This window comes from Shewanella sp. Choline-02u-19 (genome assembly GCF_002836205.1).
Classification (GTDB): Bacteria; Pseudomonadota; Gammaproteobacteria; order Enterobacterales; family Shewanellaceae; genus Shewanella.
Genome location: NZ_PJBE01000013.1, coordinates 3,011,467 through 3,030,179, shown reverse-complemented (window position 1 = coordinate 3,030,179; position 18,713 = coordinate 3,011,467). Strand labels below are relative to the sequence as shown.

15 protein-coding genes and 8 tRNA genes are annotated in these 18,713 nt (G+C 43.0%); 16 read left to right on the top strand and 7 right to left on the bottom strand.

Annotated features, from left to right (window positions below; all coding sequences use genetic code 11):
• Nucleotides 1–37: 37 nt before the first annotated feature.
• Nucleotides 38–1,180, top strand: coding sequence for a PQQ-dependent sugar dehydrogenase (locus CXF83_RS19885; protein WP_101092544.1), 1,143 nt, complete (start codon nt 38–40; stop codon nt 1,178–1,180).
• Nucleotides 1,180–3,447: a DNA topoisomerase IV subunit A gene (parC, locus tag CXF83_RS19880; protein WP_101092543.1), complete on the top strand. Its 2,268-nt coding sequence runs from the start codon at nt 1,180–1,182 to the stop codon at nt 3,445–3,447. Before CXF83_RS19885 ends, parC begins: the two co-directional genes overlap by 1 nt.
• Before the next feature lie 77 nt (nt 3,448–3,524).
• Here parC and CXF83_RS19875 read toward each other — a convergent pair whose 3' ends face one another.
• Complete coding sequence (locus CXF83_RS19875) at nt 3,525–3,716, bottom strand: bacterioferritin-associated ferredoxin (RefSeq protein ID WP_101092542.1); 192 nt, start codon at nt 3,714–3,716, stop codon at nt 3,525–3,527.
• Between the two features lie 208 nt (nt 3,717–3,924).
• Nucleotides 3,925–4,851 carry a D-2-hydroxyacid dehydrogenase gene (locus CXF83_RS19870; protein ID WP_101092541.1) on the bottom strand — a complete coding sequence of 309 codons (927 nt, stop codon included), beginning with the start codon at nt 4,849–4,851 and terminating at the stop codon, nt 3,925–3,927.
• 48 nt (nt 4,852–4,899) lie between these two features.
• Between CXF83_RS19870 and CXF83_RS19865 the strand changes: the two genes are divergently transcribed.
• Nucleotides 4,900–5,232 carry a DUF3392 domain-containing protein gene (locus CXF83_RS19865; RefSeq protein ID WP_101092540.1) on the top strand — a complete coding sequence of 111 codons (333 nt, stop codon included), beginning with the start codon at nt 4,900–4,902 and terminating at the stop codon, nt 5,230–5,232.
• Between the two features lie 107 nt (nt 5,233–5,339).
• On the opposite strand, the gene CXF83_RS19860 is transcribed toward CXF83_RS19865, so the two are convergent.
• The 5 genes from CXF83_RS19860 to rsgA form a co-directional block, all read right to left on the bottom strand.
• Nucleotides 5,340–6,035 carry a glycerophosphodiester phosphodiesterase gene (locus tag CXF83_RS19860; RefSeq protein WP_101092539.1) on the bottom strand — a complete coding sequence of 232 codons (696 nt, stop codon included), beginning with the start codon at nt 6,033–6,035 and terminating at the stop codon, nt 5,340–5,342.
• Nucleotides 6,036–6,061: 26 nt separating this feature from the next.
• Nucleotides 6,062–9,253 carry a mechanosensitive ion channel domain-containing protein gene (locus CXF83_RS19855; protein ID WP_101092538.1) on the bottom strand — a complete coding sequence of 1,064 codons (3,192 nt, stop codon included), beginning with the start codon at nt 9,251–9,253 and terminating at the stop codon, nt 6,062–6,064.
• Nucleotides 9,254–9,323: 70 nt separating this feature from the next.
• On the bottom strand, nt 9,324–10,208 hold the full coding sequence (locus tag CXF83_RS19850; protein WP_101092537.1) for a DMT family transporter: 885 nt from the start codon (nt 10,206–10,208) through the stop codon (nt 9,324–9,326).
• A gap of 9 nt (nt 10,209–10,217) precedes the next feature.
• Nucleotides 10,218–11,081 carry an archaetidylserine decarboxylase gene (gene asd, locus CXF83_RS19845; RefSeq protein WP_101092536.1) on the bottom strand — a complete coding sequence of 288 codons (864 nt, stop codon included), beginning with the start codon at nt 11,079–11,081 and terminating at the stop codon, nt 10,218–10,220.
• Between the two features lie 26 nt (nt 11,082–11,107).
• On the bottom strand, nt 11,108–12,175 hold the full coding sequence (gene rsgA, locus CXF83_RS19840) for a small ribosomal subunit biogenesis GTPase RsgA (protein ID WP_101092535.1): 1,068 nt from the start codon (nt 12,173–12,175) through the stop codon (nt 11,108–11,110).
• Nucleotides 12,176–12,299: 124 nt separating this feature from the next.
• Here rsgA and orn point away from each other — a divergent pair, with 124 nt between their 5' ends.
• From orn to CXF83_RS19785, 13 genes are all read left to right on the top strand, one after another.
• Nucleotides 12,300–12,845 carry an oligoribonuclease gene (gene orn, locus CXF83_RS19835; protein WP_101092534.1) on the top strand — a complete coding sequence of 182 codons (546 nt, stop codon included), beginning with the start codon at nt 12,300–12,302 and terminating at the stop codon, nt 12,843–12,845.
• A gap of 196 nt (nt 12,846–13,041) precedes the next feature.
• Nucleotides 13,042–13,117 (top strand) — tRNA-Gly (locus CXF83_RS19830).
• A 130-nt stretch (nt 13,118–13,247) separates the two neighbouring features.
• Nucleotides 13,248–13,323 (top strand) — tRNA-Gly (locus tag CXF83_RS19825).
• Nucleotides 13,324–13,452: 129 nt separating this feature from the next.
• Nucleotides 13,453–13,528, top strand: a tRNA-Gly gene (locus CXF83_RS19820).
• 16 nt (nt 13,529–13,544) lie between these two features.
• Nucleotides 13,545–13,641, top strand: a tRNA-Gly gene (locus tag CXF83_RS22585).
• Nucleotides 13,642–13,661: 20 nt separating this feature from the next.
• A tRNA-Gly gene (locus CXF83_RS19815) sits at nt 13,662–13,737 on the top strand.
• Between the two features lie 16 nt (nt 13,738–13,753).
• A tRNA-Gly gene (locus CXF83_RS22580) sits at nt 13,754–13,850 on the top strand.
• Nucleotides 13,851–13,870: 20 nt separating this feature from the next.
• Nucleotides 13,871–13,946 (top strand) — tRNA-Gly (locus tag CXF83_RS19810).
• Nucleotides 13,947–14,041: 95 nt separating this feature from the next.
• Nucleotides 14,042–14,117: transfer RNA gene (locus CXF83_RS19805), tRNA-Gly, on the top strand.
• Nucleotides 14,118–14,707: 590 nt separating this feature from the next.
• A complete protein-coding gene (locus CXF83_RS19800; protein ID WP_101092533.1) occupies nt 14,708–15,163 on the top strand; it encodes a hypothetical protein in 456 nt (151 codons plus the stop codon).
• A 189-nt stretch (nt 15,164–15,352) separates the two neighbouring features.
• Complete coding sequence (locus tag CXF83_RS19795) at nt 15,353–16,834, top strand: NAD(P)H-hydrate dehydratase (protein ID WP_101092532.1); 1,482 nt, start codon at nt 15,353–15,355, stop codon at nt 16,832–16,834.
• An 81-nt stretch (nt 16,835–16,915) separates the two neighbouring features.
• Nucleotides 16,916–17,392 (top strand): tRNA (adenosine(37)-N6)-threonylcarbamoyltransferase complex ATPase subunit type 1 TsaE, encoded by a 477-nt coding sequence (tsaE, locus tag CXF83_RS19790; protein ID WP_232775159.1) that lies wholly within the window; start codon nt 16,916–16,918, stop codon nt 17,390–17,392.
• Entirely contained in the window at nt 17,376–18,695 is a 1,320-nt protein-coding gene (locus CXF83_RS19785) for an N-acetylmuramoyl-L-alanine amidase (RefSeq protein WP_101092530.1), read from the top strand. Before tsaE ends, CXF83_RS19785 begins: the two co-directional genes overlap by 17 nt.
• Nucleotides 18,696–18,713 lie beyond the last annotated feature (18 nt).

The window sequence follows — 18,713 nt, the reverse complement described above, 5'->3', positions numbered from 1 at the left end:
GCTTACCTCAACAGAGCACTAAACTAAAAGAAGAATAATGACGTTTAAAAATCACCCCAAACAAATATGTGTCGGCCTGTCCGCAATATTGATTCAGCTTATTTGTAGCGCAACGAGTATAGCCGCGGAGCCTGTGATGATCACAGTCTCTAAAGGCTTTGGTTTAACACTGTTCGCTTCCGATTTGGGCGATGCGAAACAGCTGGCCTTAGGGAGCAATGGCACACTGTTTGTTGGCTCCTACAAAGAAGGAACCATAACCGCGCTCGTGGATGCAGACCAAGATGGTAGAGTAGACAAGCGTTATATCATTGCTAAAGGGCTGCATTACCCCGAAGCGATTGCTTTTCATGATGGTGCTTTATATGTGGCTGAAGATGAACGGATCTTAAGATTTGTTGATATTGAATCACGGCTAAGGCGTCCGGGCCGAGCGAAAGAAATTTATGATCGTTTACCTGGTAACACCCAAAAAAGTAAACGTGCCATGCATTTTGGCCCTGATGGCAGGCTTTACATCGCGATTGGTGCACCCTGTAATGTGTGTGAGCCTGAAGCACCGTTTGGTAGCATTATTGCTATCGACGTCAACACTGGCGAAAGCGAGCAAATTGTGAGTGGTGTTCGTCGAGTTGCGGCTTTTGACTGGTCTGTTGAAGATAAAGAGTTGTGGTTTTCAGACTTAGGCCGAGATTGGATGGGCGATAACCTACCGCCAGATGAGATTAATAAAGTTGAAACTGTAGGCAGTCATTATGGCTTTCCCTATATCCACGGAAAAGATGTTATTGAACCCGCTTATGATAAGCCTAAAAACTTAAAAGTGGTCGCTCCCCAATACGAACTACCTGCTCACGTTGGACCTAAGGGGCTGCACTTTTATCGTGGCGACCAATTTCCAGAACGTTATCAGAATCAAATGTTTGTTGCTGAAAACGGTTCGTGGAATCGCTCAAGTAAAGTTGGCTATCAAATAGTAATGCTTGAGATAAAAGATAAACAAGTCGTCAAGCGTAGCACCGTTGTTAGCTTCTTAGATGGTGAATTTCCGGTAGCCAGACCCCATTCGTTGATCACCGCACCCGATGGTGGCATGTATATTTCGGACGATTTGAAAGGTAACGTTTACCGTTTGTATTACAAAGAGACACAAAAAAATCAGTCACAGGATAATGATTAATGAGTGATGCGATAGATTTAAGCTTAGACGGCGTAGAGCAAATGCCAATGCGCCGCTTCACGGAAGAGGCCTACCTTAATTATTCCATGTACGTGATCATGGACCGTGCTCTGCCGCATATTGGTGACGGACTGAAACCGGTACAAAGGCGTATCATTTACGCGATGAGCGAGCTTGGCTTGTCCGCAACGTCAAAGCATAAGAAATCAGCTCGTACGGTCGGTGACGTGCTCGGTAAATACCATCCTCATGGTGACAGTGCATGTTACGAAGCCATGGTGCTTATGGCACAGCCGTTCTCATATCGTTATCCATTGGTCGACGGTCAAGGAAACTGGGGAGCACCCGATGATCCTAAGTCATTTGCGGCGATGCGATATACCGAAGCTAGACTGTCAAAATTTTCTGAAGTTCTGCTAAGTGAACTTGGACAAGGGACTGTTGATTGGGGCGTAAACTTTGATGGCACCATGAAAGAGCCGTTAGTTATGCCCGCGAGATTGCCTCATATCTTACTCAACGGCATTACCGGTATCGCTGTTGGTATGGCGACAGATGTGCCACCACACAATGTTAAGGAGCTTGTGGGAGCTTGTATCGAGTTACTCGATAACCCGAAAGCTGACTTGCCACGTTTGATGGAGTTTGTTCCTGGACCTGATTACCCAACAGAAGCAGAGATAATTACTCCAGCTGCTGATATTGCCAAAATATATCAGACCGGTAAAGGCTCGATTAGAGCCCGTGCTGTATACACGGTTGAAAATGGTGAGGTGGTGATTACCGCATTGCCACATCAAGCGAGTAGCGGCAAAATATTAGAGCAAATGGCAGGGCAGATGCAGGCTAAGAAGTTGCCCATGGTAACGGATTTACGTGATGAGTCTGATCACGAAAGCCCTGTTCGGATGATCATTGTGCCGCGTTCTAACCGCGTTGATTGTGATCAGATGATGGCACACCTTTTTGCAACCACGGATTTAGAGAAAAGTTATCGAGTCAATCTTAATATATTAGGTCTAAACGGACGTCCACAAGTTAAAGGTCTACTTGAAATATTAACGGAGTGGCTGGTGTTCCGTACCACAACGGTTAAGCGTCGTTTAGAATACCGTTTAGATAAAATCTTATCGAGACTGCATATTCTTGATGCCCTAATGGTTGCATTTTTGAATATAGATGAAGTCATCGAAATCATCCGTTTTCACGATGAGCCCAAAGCTGAGTTAATAACAAGATTCAATCTGTCAGATAAGCAGGCCGATGCGATTTTGGATCTGAAATTGCGCCATTTGGCTAAGTTAGAAGAGTTTAAGATCCAGTCTGAGCAAAATGAGTTAGCCGCTGAGCGTGACAAGCTGCAACTGTTGTTAAGTTCTGAGCGTCGTATGAAAACGTTAATTAAAAAAGAACTGATTAGAGATGGTGAAAATTACGGTGATGAGCGACGCTCTCCACTGGTAGAGCGCGGAGAGTCTAAAGCGCTTACGGAGCTAGAACTTGTCCCTGTAGAGTCTGTTACTGTTGTATTGTCAGCAAAAGGCTGGGTACGATGTGCCAAAGGGCACGAGGTTGATGGAAAGAGCTTGTCTTATAAAGAGGGTGATGAATATCTCTGTGCCGCTCCTGGGCGCAGTAATCAACCGAGTGTGTTTATTGATACTTCCGGTCGGTCATTCGCCACTGAAACCCATACGTTGCCGTCAGCCCGTTCTCAAGGCGAGCCAATAACCACTCGCTTTAATCTCGCACCTGGTGCAACGGTAGAGCATGTATTACTGGCAGATGAAGAGCAGTGTTATATTTTAGCCTCAGATGCCGGTTACGGATTCGTTGCGGCAAATAAAGATATGATATCGCGTAATAAAGCGGGTAAAGCTTTGTTGAGTTTACCTACCAATGCGAAGGTATTGCTGCCACAAAAAGTCGATAAATCGACAGCACAATCTATTCTAGCGATTACCAACGAAGGCAGAATGTTACTCTTCTCGTTAGATGCTTTACCGCAGCTGACCAAAGGTAAGGGTAACAAGATCATTGGTATACCGACTGAACGCGCTAAAAGCCGGGAAGAGTTGCTAACACATCTACAGGTGATCCCTGAAGGTATGTCTGTCACCTTGTGGGCCGGTAAGCGGAAACTCACCTTAAAGCCAAGTGATTTGGAGCATTACCGCGGGGAGCGTGGCCGTAGAGGAGCTAAGTTACCCCGTGGACTTCAGCGTGTTGATAGTGTTGAGTTAGGCGAAGGTTCGCCGCAAGAGTAGCGGAAACCTCTGAATGATAGACAATAAAAATGCAGCCAAATGGCTGCATTTTTTATTGATAAACCGCTTCCTAAATACTAAGCGACTTCATAACAATTGGGTTCAATATCGACTTGTCTTTGGATTATTTGAGTTGCCATCTTTGCACATTTACCACATTGGCTTGCAACGCCCAGACGCTTCTTTACATCCGCTAATGAAGCATCGCCTTGGCTAACGGCTTCTTTAATCTGGGTATCTGTAATGGCATGACAAAGGCAAACGTACATAAATAATGATCCAACAATCGAATATGCACGCAGTATAAATGAAAACGATTCTCAATGCTAATAACTAATGAGAATGGTTATCAGTCGTTTGTTAGGTTTACCGTTATTAAAAAGGTTGCAGTGGATCACAACCCAGTGGCAGCTTGCGCACTTGGTTGTGTTTTATGTTGCTTTGTCGGTTCATGACTCTTGCGCTTGTAAGACGGGTTTAATAGCCGCGTTCGAAATGAACTCGATGAGATAGCTTTTCCCCCTTTATCCACTTACGGTAGTTTTCTGAGAAGATCTCTACCACTTGCTCAGGAAAGCTTGGCGCGGCAATATGCGGCGTAATCACCACATTGTCGAGTGACCAAATAGGGTGTTCCTCAGGCAAAGGTTCTTGATTAAAGACGTCAAGGATCGCTTGTTGCTGCTGGTTTTGGATCAGCTGAATGTATAAGGAGTCTAAATCGAGTACATCGCCTCTACCGAGATTAAATAACACTACCTCTTTTTTTAACAACGATAGCGTATGTTGGTTGAGTGCTCCTCGTGTTTCAGGGGTACTGGGTAAAATACTGGCGACAGCATCAGCACGAGGCAGGTGGTGTGTTAGGTTGGCTAACGTGTCGACTTCATCGAAGCCTTTTGTCGGTTTTGCGCCACGATTAATGCCAATGACATGCATGCCGAAATGTTTAGCTGTTTGGGCTATATGCTTAGCAATGGAGCCTGTTCCTAACAGCAATAGGTTTTGCCCTTGCAACGTTTTGTAGCTACCCGGAAGCCAAATTTTTTGAGCTTGCTGATTTCTATATTTGACGTGCTCTCGCTGATACGCCAATAGATAACCAAACAGATACTCACTCATTAATGGACCAAAAATGCCACGCACATTGGTCAGCTCATAGTCTCGGCGCTGTCTCGGTTTTACGAGTGCATCCACTCCAGCAAACGTCGACTGCATCCATTTCAAATTGGTAGCATGGGGCAATATGGGGGCGGCGAGACTGGGTTCTGCGAGCCAGATGTCGGCATTGAAAATATTTTGTGGGTTATCATCCAGAATGTGAATATTAGGCAGATGGCAAGAAGCCAAAAGCTGACGATAGCGTTCATTTTCTCTGGTAAGCAATAGTAACTTGTGTCCCATGCAGACTCCCTTTATTCTAGCTCTACATCATTAAACTTGAGGATATTAATGTCTAAATTAATTGAATTTATTAGCTATTTAGGTTCGTTTATCTATCCTTGGCTAACAGAAGTTTCAACTGCAATTATTGCTTGTGCACTTGTTGTATTTGGTAGTGATATTAACCGCTTTTTGCGCCGCTATTTAACGGGGCGATCTTTTATTATTCGAACATTCATTTTTGTCTTAGTAAATGCATTCGGCTATGGCTTAATCATTGTGAAGTTAAGCCCGCTACTAGCGCAATATATGGCTGGAGTATCTTCACACTGGTTGTTCCTGCTTATTATCGCGATTTTCTTTGCTATAGGGGGTTGGGCTCAACGAAATAAACAAGTTTAAGCCATTAATTCTAGTGTAGATTACATTGCACTATTTTGAGAAAGAGATATTCAAACTATCAGCTATAAATTGCATGATTGGTTATTCATTGGCTCAATTCTATCCCGTTAATGTTTCGCTAATGCGGTAATGGCTTTATCTGGAAAGTTAGTAAAGATGCCATCCACTCCAAGTGCCGCCAGCATTGTTATGTCGTCGGCAAAATCCACGGTATAAACATAAACTTTAGCCCCGCGTTGGTGTGCATCATTAATCATCTCTTCGGTGACAAAACTGAGGCCTAAATGGATAGAGTAGGCGTCGAGATCGGTGACCACTTGCGCTAAATTAAGTGGCACGCCCTCAATCAGTGGCGCCACATTGGCGCAAGGAAAAGACTGTTTAAAGGCTTTTAACATCGGGTGATTAAAAGATGAGATTAACAATAAGCTTGGATCATAATTCTGCTCGTGGAGCAGACTAGCGTACAGGTTAATAAAGGCGGGCAACACCGATAGGCCTTTAAGCTCTATATTGACTTCAATATTGTGAGGCTTTAACGCGGCTAATACCTCTGTCAGCTTAGGAATCGCTTCACCAGAGACGAAGATACTTAGTAAATAATCTTTAGTTGCTTTATCGATAAGCCCTTTACCCGAGCTTTTGGCGTCAAGCCTTCTATCGTGAAAAACATAGAGTTCGCCTTCGACCAAATGAATATCCAACTCAACGGCTTTTGCTCCTAGTGCAACCGCCTTCATAAAAGCTTTGGTGGTATTTTCAGGAGCGCAGCCACTTGCGCCGCGATGAGCATATATTTTCATTAGTTGGCTTCTTGAGTCATTGAGTATTAGGTTCTTATCAAGCTTTGGACATCTTTACTCTGTCCCGTCGATAAATGAACTTCTAGCTGAGGGTAGGCGAGCTCTAAATCGTTATCGCGTAACTTCTTGCTGATCTGTTTGTGCAGTTTGTGTCTTAATGGCCAACGAGTGCCCATATCTTTTGCATAGGCTCTCACTTCAAAGTCTTGAGTATGTTGGCCAAAGCCTGCAAACCAAACTTCTGGCTCTGGCGTTAGAAGTGCATCATCACACTCTTGAACCGCTTGATAAAGGGCTGCTTCAACACGAGCAGGATCGGAGTCTCGTGCAACGGATACATAAACAATAACGCGTGTAATAGGATCTGACAGCGACCAGTTAATTAACTGCTCGGTAATAAAGGCCTTGTTGGGCACAATAATCTCTTTACGATCCCAATCAATAATTGTGGTTGCTCGGATCTGAATTTTACTTACCGTTCCGGTGAGATCTCTGATCGTCACCGTATCACCAATTCGAACTGGTTTTTCAAACAGAATGATCAAGCCAGAGATAAAATTAGCGAAGATCTCTTGTAGACCAAAACCTAAGCCGACCGATAATGCAGCGACTAGCCACTGCAGCTTAGACCACTCCATTCCGAGTGTTGAGAAACCACTTAATATACCGAAGAAGATCACCAGATAGCGGCTAACTGTCGTGAGGGCAAAACCAGTACCTTGGCTTAAATCGAGCCGTTGCAGGATGGTTAACTCAATCAAACCTGGCAGATTAGTGGCTATCATCATCGAAAAACCAACAATGATAAATGACAGTAGCAATGACTTTAAGGTTATTGGTAATTGCTGCTCAATGCCATTGAGCGTGGTATTACTAGACCATAACGTCACCCCATCTAGCAAAGAGAACAACGCAGTATGAGTTTGGGTCCACAGTCCTACAATACTGGCTAAAAATGCCAATAGTAACAATGAGCGGACTAGGCCCAGAGATTGACCTGAAATGGTCTCTAAATCGACCTCTGGTTCTTCATAGGTATCTAATTGTTCAGGAGCGTTTACTTCGCCTTTCTCACGTTGGGCGAGTACCTCCGCACGTTTAGCTTTAGCGCGTTCGAACGCAATACGTCGTCTTTCAATGAGCATCCAACGTTTGGTTAATTGATATAACAGTAAGAAACCTAAGCCTAAAATGAGTGATATCTGTAGCTGTAAAAACATTTGAAATGCAGTGTAGTAGTAGCCGAGAAAAGCTAATAACGCACAGGCAATAGGGGTCATTATCAGCAATGCCCAAAGTAGTTTTTGGATCAGTTTTCTATTTTTATCGTTCTGATGATGTTTATTGCCTCGATTAGCAATGTTTAAAATATCTTTATAGAACCAGAACAGCATTAAGCAAAAAATAATGAATGCACCGCGGCCAAGGCTATTTCTAACAAGAGAGGTGTCGATGATCTCTGCAAATGCGGCAAATCCCAAAAATGGCATAACCATAATCGTGAGTTGTTTAAATCGCTCTTGCCCTACACGAATAACATCACGTTGCGCTTTAAAGTGGTTGATTAACAGTCCTTTATCTAATGCAAGTAAATGCACAAGACGATAGAGCTGGTAAAAAGCCCCTATTGCGATAACGCCCATGCCAATAGCTGACACAAAGTTAAGACTCGAAGTATAGAAAATGGCCCCCGCTAAAATAATAGGTAATGGCTTTAATAGGCTATAGCTGACTGAGTTAACGAACACATGCCAAGTATAAATAAATTTATCTTGGGTGACATTGCCAACAAAAGGTAACTCGCGGCGCATGGCGGCTTTGAACTTAGGGGTAACAATATCCTGCGCGATTAGGCTGACGATGAATAAAATCAACCACCAAGACCATAAGCTCCCCTGTTCACTGAATGATGTTTGCAATTGCTGTAACGGCGCTTGCTGGATCATCCATTGTACACTTTGTTGTAGATCGGTAAGCCACAAACCGCCAATTCGATTAGCATTGGGCACCCAGAATAGGTGCTCGTTTAGGGTATCTCTTAACGTTAAATACTGTTGATTTAGCTGCTCATTACTCACTCTTAAATCAGCCAGTTCACTTAAGTACAGATCGTAGCTTTGTAATAACTGTTGCAATAAGAGTTCTTGAGAGACAAGCAATTTAGCGTGCAGTTGCGTTGGCTTAGGCACATTGTTGAGTTGTTGTAGACTGACGGTTTGCGCCTGTTCGATTTGATAGCGCGCTAGCCGTGCATTGGCAATGTCATTTTGGACCGGGTCTTGGCTTGGCGGCTTAGGAAGTGCTTGCAACATTTGTAAAAAACGCTCGCCAAAAGCGGAGTTTAGTTTAATCCAACTTATCTGCTGTTGGATATTGGTTAGCTGTTTAGCTTGAGCTTGGTATTGAGCTTCTGCTTGCTCTTGTTGTGTAAGCGCTTGGCTTATTTTTAAGTTGAGTGATTTTAGTGTTTCACCATAGCCTAAATTCGCATCACTAAGCGATTGGGCTATTGGGTCTGCGCCATTTGACTCAGGCAATAAACTACTTGCGATAGCAGCTTCTGTACGTTTATGCCGTTGTATCTCTCGCTCTTGATTGAGGCGTTCAATGAGTTGCTCTTGTTGCTGTAGTTGCTGTCGTACCAATTTGAGCTGCAGTTGATTGAGATCAATCTCTTTCTGGCTGCTTGCTAACATCGCCTCTAACGTTGCGACACGCTGCTTATATAATATTTCCTGGGTAGTTAGTATTTGGTTTGATAGGGTTTGATCACTCGCTATACGGTTTTTTTTATGTTTAGTGAGTGTCGCTCTTGCCTTGCTTAAAGCATCGGGGAGGCTGTCGAGTGATTTTATTAAGTTATTGATTTTATTGCTTAAGCTAACTTCTATCTCTTTTAGTTCAGATAAACGTAAGTACGCTAGCGAACCTTGTTGATTCAAGTCTTGCTTATTTGACCATGCGAGCGGCTGCAGCGCCTCTCTGATTTGATTCAGAAGATTCGATTTATGCTGATCAAAATTTTGTACCAGCGCTCTAGCGCTCTCTTCCGTGAGAGATAACTCACTTATTTTATTGTTGAGTAGCTCGAGTTGTTCTTGTGGCGTACTGCTATTGCTCGAAGGACTTAAACCCAACCTTTTTTCAAGTTGAGTTGACGGGTTAGCGTTGGCTATAGTGCAAATAAAACACAGAAAAACCAATAAAAAACGATGCATGATTAGTGGCTTGCATAAATCGAAAAGGACTTACTCATAGTAGCCAAGTTATTCAGATAAATACATGGATCTATATAGTCTTTTTAATCCGTTGTGACTTATGGCTCTGTTGCGTTTCAAATAATGCAGTGGCAACGACCAATGTTCCACCAATAACGGTCTTGAGTTCAAGATCTTCACCGAGAAGAAGTAATGCCAACACCGCACCATAAAAGGGTTGTAAACACGACACTAAACCGACGGTTTTGGCGCTGAGTAATCGCAGTGCGGAGGTAAATAGCGCATGAGGGGCTGCTGTAAATACCACGCCGAGTAATACAATTAACCACCAAACATTGAGCTCAATACTGCTGACTTCAGTGGTGAACCATGGCGCAAGAAAAAGCACTGCAACCATGGTTTGATAGAACATTGCTTGTTGACCGCTATATTGTGAAAAATAGCGTTTATGTAATAGATTTCTCGCGGTGAATAGCGCAGCTGAGAGTACGCCAATGGCAATTCCGAGGGTGACATCGTTGCCAAGACTCGCCTCTGGGATAAGTAAAGCCACCCCGGTCAATACCAAAATACCACTGATGACGTCGGCAAGTTTTAGTTTGGATTTAGTGACCAATGGCTCAATGAGCACCGTCATAACGGGGTAAGTAAAGAAGGCTATCATGCCAATTGCAACTGAAGATAGTTGCATTGAGGCGAAGTAAGTTACCCAATGCAAACTAACGATAATACCCAGTCCAATAGCGACGAGATAATCCTTTGCTGCCTCGAGTGCTATTTTTTGCTTACTCAGCTTAACAATAAGTGCGAGTACCGCTGCTGCGACAACACAGCGCAGTACGGTAATATCTAACGCACTTAAAGGGATGAGTTTAGAAAACAGGGCTGTACCACCAAAAAGCAGTACCGCTAAATGCAGCTCAAGTAGCCCTGTTTTTTTATCACTTGGATTCAATGGTGTTAGTTAGTCTTCAATTTTTGCAAAAGCTTGACCCATACGGGTAATGCTTGTTGGCTCTACGCCGTCAGCAAACTCGTCGAGTGCGTCTTTAGCAAATAGCATAACGACAGTGCTGCCCAGTTTGAAACGTCCCATTTCTTCACCTTTTTCAAGGGTAAGAGCCTCAGGCCCCTCAGTGGGATAATCCCAAGTAAACACGTCTTGACCTGTTGGCGGCGTAACAGTACCAGCCCATATTGTTTCAATGCTGGCCACAATCGTTGCCCCAACAAGTACCATTGCTATAGGGCCAATTTCCGTTTCGAAAATCGCCACAACACGCTCATTCCGGGCGAATAAGCCTGGAACATTTTGCGCGGTTAGCGGGTTAACTGAAAACAGTTCACCTGGTACATATGTCATTTTAGACAGAGTGCCTTTTATTGGCATATGAATGCGATGATAATCTTTAGGCGCTAGATAAATGGTAGCAAAATCACCGTCTTCAAAACGTTTTGCATCATTAGCCTGATTACCGAGTAACGCTAGAGATGAATAGTCATGGCCTTTTGCTTGAAAAATGCGTCCATCTTCAATAGGACCTAATTGACTGACTGCGCCATCCACCGGGTGGATGATGTAATCTTTGTCTTCACATAGTGGACGAATGCCAGGCTTTAATGCACGAGTAAAAAACTGATTGAAAGTTGGATAAGCTTCAGGCGCGGGCTGAGCGGCTTCACTCATATCAATTTTGTATTGCTTAATAAACCATTTAATTGCAGCCGTGGTGACAGCACCCATTTCAGCTGCGGCTAATTTACCCACAAGACGTGATACCAAATGCTTTGGCATAATATATTGCAGTGCAATTTTGACTTTATCCAATTTCAAATTCCTTTAAGTTCTATTTTTTATTCGTCTGGACCAGCTCTAAAATGACGAGCGTGTCTTTGTTCATCCAGACTGGCAATGATTTTGTGGTAGTTATAGTAGCGATCAGCGCTGATGTTACCGGCTGCTAACGCTTCGGTGATTGAGCAACCAGGATCATTGAGGTGTTTGCAGTCTCTAAACTTACACGTCCCTAGATATTCTCTGAATTCAATAAAGCATTGGCCCACTCTTTCAGCGGGTAAGTGCCATAGGGCGAATTCACGGACGCCAGGGGAGTCAATTAAGTCACCGCCGGTGGATATGTGGAGTAGCTTAGCGGTGGTCGTTGTATGCTGACCCAAACCTGAACTCTCAGATATATCACCAATGACTAACTCTGCGTCTGGCATCATGGCGTTGATCATCGATGATTTACCGACACCTGATTGGCCTACAAACACACTGACTTTTCCATTCATCAGTTGGTTTATCTGTTCGACACCTTCACCGGTTTTACTACTGACTTTATAGACCTCATAACCGACATCGCGATAGCGTTGCAGTGCAGCTTCTATTTCAGCTAGCTCTTCAGGTAAAATCAAGTCGACTTTGTTGAGTACGATAACGGGCGCAATTCCGGTATCTTCCGAGGCGACAAGATAACGATCGATAATTTGCGTGGTAAACGCAGGCTTAACAGAAGTGACGATAAGGATCTGATCGATATTAGAGGCAATAATCTTAACGCCATCGTACATATCCGGTCTAGACAGTAGTGAATGCCTTGGATGAACGGCTTCAACAATACCTTCAATTCGGCTGGCACCAGATTCACTCGTTACTGCTAAACGCACAATAACTTTGTCACCAGTGACTAAACTTTTAATATTACGGCGTATATTGCAGCGCGCTAAATGGCCTGTCTCGGTCTCAACATCCGCATGCTGACCAAAACGAGAAATAATAGTGCCTAACTGCTCAGGGCCTAAAGAGTTATCCTGTAATTCAGGAGTACTTTCGCCAGCATCGCTGTTCTGTAATTTCTTTTTTTGGTTGTTACGCATTCTGCGTAACTGACCTTGGCTTAATGGTTTCTTTTTGCTCACGTATTACTCACGTAAATAGCCTTCAATTATAAAGGTGATTTTTTGTCGCTTAAAAAAGCAGTATGATACACCGTCTTAAACAAAAAAGCCTGAATTTAGGCTAACAAGGATTACAGGTCACTTTATGGCTATAAATGAAAACAACCTTATTTGGGTCGATCTTGAGATGACGGGGCTTGAGCCTGCAGTCGACAGAATTATTGAAATAGCGACTATAGTGACTGATAAAGAGTTGAATATTATCGCACAGGGTCCTGTGATTGCGATTCATCAGACTGATGAACAACTTGCATTGATGGATGATTGGAATCAAAAGCACCATGGCGAATCAGGACTCGTTGAACGTGTTAAAGCCAGTGAGTTTAGCGAAGAAGATGCGATTGAACAGACGATCGCATTTTTGTCGTTGTATGTTCCAGCGGGTGCTTCACCTATGTGTGGCAACAGCATTGGCCAAGATCGCCGTTTTTTAAATCGTTATATGCCAGCGCTTGAGGACTTCTTTCACTATCGAAATATAGATGTCAGTACAGTAAAAGAGCTAGTTCGACGTTGGGAGCCATCAGCAATGAAAGGCTTTACCAAGCAAAATACGCATCAAGCTTTACTCGATATTCAGGAATCTATCGCCGAATTGCAGTTTTATCGTGCGAAAGTTTTCAAAATTTAAGCAATCAGTCATTTTTTTGCAAGAAGGGGTTGCAGAGCAGTGAAATTCTCCTATAATGCGGCCTCAACTTTTCACTAAACGGCAAACTTAGTGATTAAGTAAAAAAGTTGAAATGCGACATTAGCTCAGTTGGCAAAGGTGAGAAACGAGACCTTTAATCCAGCGAGTATAGTTAAGACAGCATTTAAAGATTTACGCGACATTAGCTCAGTTGGTAGAGCGATACCTTGCCAAGGTATAGGTCATCAGTTCGAACCTGATATGTCGCTCCAAATATTTACTTATTGAATTACCAAATTCGGTAAGCAAAAAAAGATTTACGCGACATTAGCTCAGTTGCTAGAGGTGAAGAACGATACCTTTGGTTAATGTTTACAGCTAGAGTGTAATAAAAAGATTTATGCGACATTAGCTCAGTTGGTAGAGCGATACCTTGCCAAGGTATAGGTCATCAGTTCGAACCTGATATGTCGCTCCAAATATTTACTTATTGAATTACCAAATTCGGTAAGCAAAAAAGATTTACGCGACATTAGCTCAGTTGCTAGAGGTGAAGAACGATACCTTTGGTTAATGTTTACAGCTAGAGTGTAATAAAAAGATTTATGCGACATTAGCTCAGTTGGTAGAGCGATACCTTGCCAAGGTATAGGTCATCAGTTCGAACCTGATATGTCGCTCCAAATTAAAAAGATTTACGCGACATTAGCTCAGTTGGCTCTTTATTAGAGCAAAAGGGCGATACCTTACCAAGGTATAGGTCATCGGTTAGTTTTTTCGAACCGGATATGTCGTTTCAATTTTTAAAAGATTTACGCGACATTAGCTCAGTTGGTAGAGCGATACCTTGCCAAGGTATAGGTCATCAGTTCGAACCTGATATGTCGCTCCAAATTAAAAAGATTTACGCGACATTAGCTCAGTTGACTCTTTATTAGAGCAAAAGGGCGATACCTTACCAAGGTATAGGTCATCGGTTAGTTTTTTCGAACCTGATGTGTCGTTTCAATTTTTAAAAGATTTACGCGACATTAGCTCAGTTGGTAGAGCGATACCTTGCCAAGGTATAGGTCATCAGTTCGAACCTGATATGTCGCTCCAATTTAAAAAGATTACGCGACATTAGCTCAGTTGCTAAAGGTGAAAACGATACCTTTGGTTAATGTATACAGCTAGAGTGTGATGAAAAAGATTACGCGACATTAGCTCAGTTGGTAGAGCGATACCTTGCCAAGGTATAGGTCATCAGTTCGAACCTGATATGTCGCTCCAATCTTCCTCAAGTAAAACTCCAAACTCCAAACTCCAAACTCCAAACTCCAAACTCCAAACTCTAAACTTAGCTCAGTTGTGTTTTTAGAAATAGTTGATACCGTTTTTTTGCCAAGGTATAGCACATTAGTTCGAACCTACTCTCTGTAACATCAAAAACTCGCTCCAATCTTCCCCTTGCAGCTAAAAAATTTAAGCTTCCCTTTTTAAAGACTGCCGTAATATGAACATGAGATTAGCTCTGCCATGTTCATAGAAATAGCTGATATTTTTTTCTAAGGTAAAGAGCATAGGTTGGTATTCACTATTGTTAAATCAGAAGCAAGAAGCCAGTTTTTTTTACACTCTTTTTATCTGATAAGAATACTTCCTTTAAGGCCCATATCGCTCAATCCCTAAACCTCTCTACTTAAACGAAGGTGGGAATGGCGTGATCAAGTACTCATTTTTTTAACTATCTTTAAGGCTGGCCACTTTCTAGTTGGCAAAGTATGACTAGCGTCAACTATTGCGTAGTGCGTTCAGCTCATAATATCGTCAAATTGATTTTTAGCTTGTGATCTAAAACGCAAGCGATAGGAGAGCGGTAAATGCGTATTCAACAACTTAGTGAGCTTTTAAATTATGTAGCAACTTGTCGACTTGAAATGGCACAGCTATATAGCCGTTTACACTCACAAGCTGACTCGTCACGTGTAAAGCTAATGCTTGAATATTTTCAACAGCATGAGCGTCAAACCGCCGATAAACTTGAGAACTATATCGATGCTGCTCCTAAGAAAATACTCGACACTTGGTACAAGGATATTGTGTTTGAAGATTTTTCGGCTTTGTGCTTAAAGCAAACTCTGCCAGCAAATATGAGCGAAGAAGATATTTTAGAGCTACACCTAGAGCTCGATAATAAGCTGATTGGCTTAATTGAAAAGACCTCTCTCTCTTCAGCATCAGCCGAGACAAAAGGTGCACTTGAAGATCTCGTTAGGGTTGAGAAAATTCAGCAACAGCGTTTGGTTCATAGCAGTATCCGCATGGATGACATCTAAGAGTCAGCTTTCCTCTATCGATTAAAGGCACCTTCAGGTGCCTTTTTTGATCCAGCCTGTAGCAGCCTATACTTGTGTTAGATCAACTTACGGTGATTTAAATGCCTTACGGATGAACAATTCATTTGTGTTTAAGTCTGAGTTACTAACATTCTAAGTTGGTCGTAATTCTGTCGTGGGGACACCTTAATGAACGAGAAACATCTGTCAGCATTAGTATCATTATACTCAGTCGAACAAGTGAGGGAGGCCGAGGCTAGCGCTGTACGTTGTGGCAAGACAAGCCTTTATGAGCTCGTTGAACGGGCTGCAGCTGCTGCCTTTGAGCAGCTGCAAACTCAAAGTGGTAACTCTCAAACTATTTTGGTTTTAGCGGGGCATGGCAATAATGCTGCTGATGCTTATGTTACTGCATCACTGTTAATTAAGGCTGGACGAACGGTCTATTTACAAGCCTCTGCGGCTCATAACCCCACTGCTGAGCTGTTGCTTGCTATTGCACATTTTGAACGTGTTGGTGGCAAAACTTGTCCATTTTGTATCGATAGAATCGTTGAAGCTGAAGTGATTGTTGATGGTTTATTGGGTACCGGGGCTAGAGGTGAACTCAGTGATGAGCTTGTTGCGATAATTAGCGCTGTGAATCGCAGTAGTGCTTGGGTAGTGTCACTTGATGTTCCATCAGGGATAGAGTCTGATACCGGAATCACTAAACAGGTTGCGATAGAAGCGAGCATAACCCTTACCTTTGGAGGGATTAAGCAAGGATTGTTAACCAGTCAAGCTCGGCACTTTTGCGGCAAGTTACTACTGGCAGATATTGGTTTAACTCCTTTCTTGCCTCTCAGTGAAGTGAAGAAGTTGGTGAGTAACGATCTGCCGAACATTTTTTTGCCAAGAAGAAGGGATTCCCACAAAGGTGATAGCGGTAAAGTTACTGTTATCGGTGGTGATTTTGGTATGTCTGGTGCGATCAGATTAGCTTCTGAGTCATGTTTGAGAGCGGGAGCTGGACTTGTCACTGTGATTTCAAGACCTGAACATCATGCGGTGGTTTGTACCACTCGACCTGAACTGATGTTTTGGGGTTGTGAGTTAGTCGATATGGAAGTTTACCTTAAACTGGGTTGGGCTAATGTTCTAGTGATTGGGCCCGGTTTGGGAACAACTGATTGGGGTTACAATTTACTTAAGGCGGTCGACTTAGCTGAAAAACCCAGCGTGATTGATGCTGATGCATTAAATTTGCTGTGTCATTTTCCATTGTCGAATAAGAATTGGGTGCTAACCCCACACCCAGGTGAAGCGGGTCGACTACTTGGAGTGAGCACTGAAGAGGTAGAGAAGGACCGTTTCAAGGCGGTTCGTACACTGCATAAAAAATATGGAGGAGTTATCGTTTTAAAAGGTGCTGGTACCCTTATCTATGACGGTAATGACTGCCTTGTCGCCCCTGTTGGTAACCCTGGCCTTGCCAGCGGTGGCTGTGGGGATGTGCTCTCTGGGATCATTGGCGCCTTGATGGCGCAAGGTTTCAGCAACATGCAGGCGGCTTATATAGCCGTTGTCATTCATGGTGATGCAGCCGATCTCGCGGCTAAAGACGGTGAGCGAGGCATGCTAGCCAGTGATTTAATGTCTTATATTCATCAGCTGGTTAATGAAATCTAGTTTGGAAAACGAGATGATTAGGTTAAAGTAACGCATTCTAGCCAATGTGTTACTAGGACATCTTTTTAAATCAATATGAATATGCAATCAATTATCTTAGATCTTAATGATGAGCAAGCAACAGTGAGTTTAGGCAGTAAGTTATCGGCCTTAATCACACCGCCCTTGACGCTCTACCTTAGTGGTGATTTAGGCGCTGGTAAGACGACTTTTAGCCGTGGTTTAATTCAAAGTTTAGGTCACGACGGAGCGGTGAAAAGTCCTACATACGCACTGGTTGAGCCATACGAGCTAAATGGTATGGACGTTTTTCATTTTGATTTGTATCGGTTATATGATCCCGAAGAGCTCGAATTTATGGGGATAAGAGATTATTTTACCGAGCGTAGCTTATGTATCGTTGAATGGCCCGATCGTGGTCACGGTCTATTACCGCAAGCTGATATACATATCTACATTAAATATGTTAATACTGGACGACAAATAGAATTACAGGCCCTTTCTACTAAGGGTGAGCAAATATTGGCGTGTTTGAATAATAATGATAATAAACAATAATATATTTAAGTTAGTAGTATTACTCTTTACCTTTGGTGCCTCCTTTTTTGCGCAGAGTGCTAATAAGCTCGAAGGCGTAAGGGTATGGGCTGCACCCGAGTCTACCCGTATCGTTTTCGATTTAAGTCAATCGCCGAGTTATACGCACTTTACCCTAACCAATCCCTATCGATTAGTGGTTGATTTGAAAAATGCATCAAACAAAGTCGACTTAGCTAAAATTGCTAACAACAGTAAGCTGGTTAAGAAAATTAGAAAGAGCACCCCGCCAGAAAAAGGCACGCTCAGGATTGTCATTGATTTAGTTAAGCCGCTGAGAGCTAGCTTGTTTGCACTTCCACCAACGGCGCCTTACGGCAATCGATTAGTCGTTGATTTAGATAGTGGCAGCGCTAAACCTAAAAGCCAGTCAGCTAAACCCGTGAGTGCTTTGCGCGATGTGGTGGTGGCGATTGATGCAGGTCACGGCGGTGACGATCCCGGCTCTATCGGTCCTACAGGGATGTATGAAAAGAAAGTCGTATTACAGATAGCGAAGAAAGTCGCGAAAAAAATTAATGCAACACCTGGAATGAAAGCCGTGATGACGCGTACTGGCGACTATTTTGTCAATTTGAATCGCCGTTCCGAGATTGCTAGAGACAGTAAAGCGGATCTGTTGATCTCTATTCATGCCGACGCATTTACCTCGCCCCAACCGCAAGGTGCGTCTGTCTGGGTATTATCGATGCGCCGTGCCAACAGTGAGATAGGTCGTTGGTTAGAGCAAAAAGAGAAACACTCTGAACTGCTCGGTGGTGCAGGTGAAATTATTCAAAATACGGATAATGAACAATATTTGGCGATGACTTTACTCGATATGTCGATGGATCGCTCGATGGCGATTAGTCACAATATTGCAGATGATGTGTTATCTAATTTGGGTAAGGTGACTAAACTACACAAACATAAGCCTGAGTCGGCCAGTTTTGCCGTGCTTAAGTCTCCCGATATTCCCTCAATATTGGTAGAAACTGGATTTATTTCAAATCATAGGGAAGAGCGCCTACTCTCCCAAAGAGAGCATCAGAACAATATCGCCAAAGCAGTACATAAAGGCGTGGTTAAGTATTTTGAAGCTAACCCTCCCGCTAATACACTACTCGCCAGTAGAAGTAACACCAAGCACAAAGTGCGCAGTGGTGAATCATTATCGGTTATTGCCCATCGTTATCAGATCTCTATTAGTCGCTTGAAAAAAGCGAATAGACTTAAATCTAATACTTTGAAAATTGGGCAAACGTTAATCATTCCGCGAGCGTAATCATGTTGCAGTTAAAGA

What these genes read in the sequence shown, in the direction of transcription:
- tsaE (WP_232775159.1), top strand. Translation starts at nt 16,916, where the DNA reads ATGCAATCAATTATCTTAGATCTTAATGATGAGCAAGCAACAGTGAGT.
- CXF83_RS19855 (WP_101092538.1), bottom strand. Translation starts at nt 9,253, where the DNA reads ATGCATCGTTTTTTATTGGTTTTTCTGTGTTTTATTTGCACTATAGCC.
- CXF83_RS19795 (WP_101092532.1), top strand. Translation starts at nt 15,353, where the DNA reads ATGAACGAGAAACATCTGTCAGCATTAGTATCATTATACTCAGTCGAA.
- CXF83_RS19870 (WP_101092541.1), bottom strand. Translation starts at nt 4,851, where the DNA reads ATGGGACACAAGTTACTATTGCTTACCAGAGAAAATGAACGCTATCGT.
- CXF83_RS19875 (WP_101092542.1), bottom strand. Translation starts at nt 3,716, where the DNA reads ATGTACGTTTGCCTTTGTCATGCCATTACAGATACCCAGATTAAAGAA.
- CXF83_RS19865 (WP_101092540.1), top strand. Translation starts at nt 4,900, where the DNA reads ATGTCTAAATTAATTGAATTTATTAGCTATTTAGGTTCGTTTATCTAT.
- CXF83_RS19800 (WP_101092533.1), top strand. Translation starts at nt 14,708, where the DNA reads ATGCGTATTCAACAACTTAGTGAGCTTTTAAATTATGTAGCAACTTGT.
- CXF83_RS19860 (WP_101092539.1), bottom strand. Translation starts at nt 6,035, where the DNA reads ATGAAAATATATGCTCATCGCGGCGCAAGTGGCTGCGCTCCTGAAAAT.
- CXF83_RS19885 (WP_101092544.1), top strand. Translation starts at nt 38, where the DNA reads ATGACGTTTAAAAATCACCCCAAACAAATATGTGTCGGCCTGTCCGCA.
- parC (WP_101092543.1), top strand. Translation starts at nt 1,180, where the DNA reads ATGAGTGATGCGATAGATTTAAGCTTAGACGGCGTAGAGCAAATGCCA.
- orn (WP_101092534.1), top strand. Translation starts at nt 12,300, where the DNA reads ATGGCTATAAATGAAAACAACCTTATTTGGGTCGATCTTGAGATGACG.
- CXF83_RS19785 (WP_101092530.1), top strand. Translation starts at nt 17,376, where the DNA reads ATGATAATAAACAATAATATATTTAAGTTAGTAGTATTACTCTTTACC.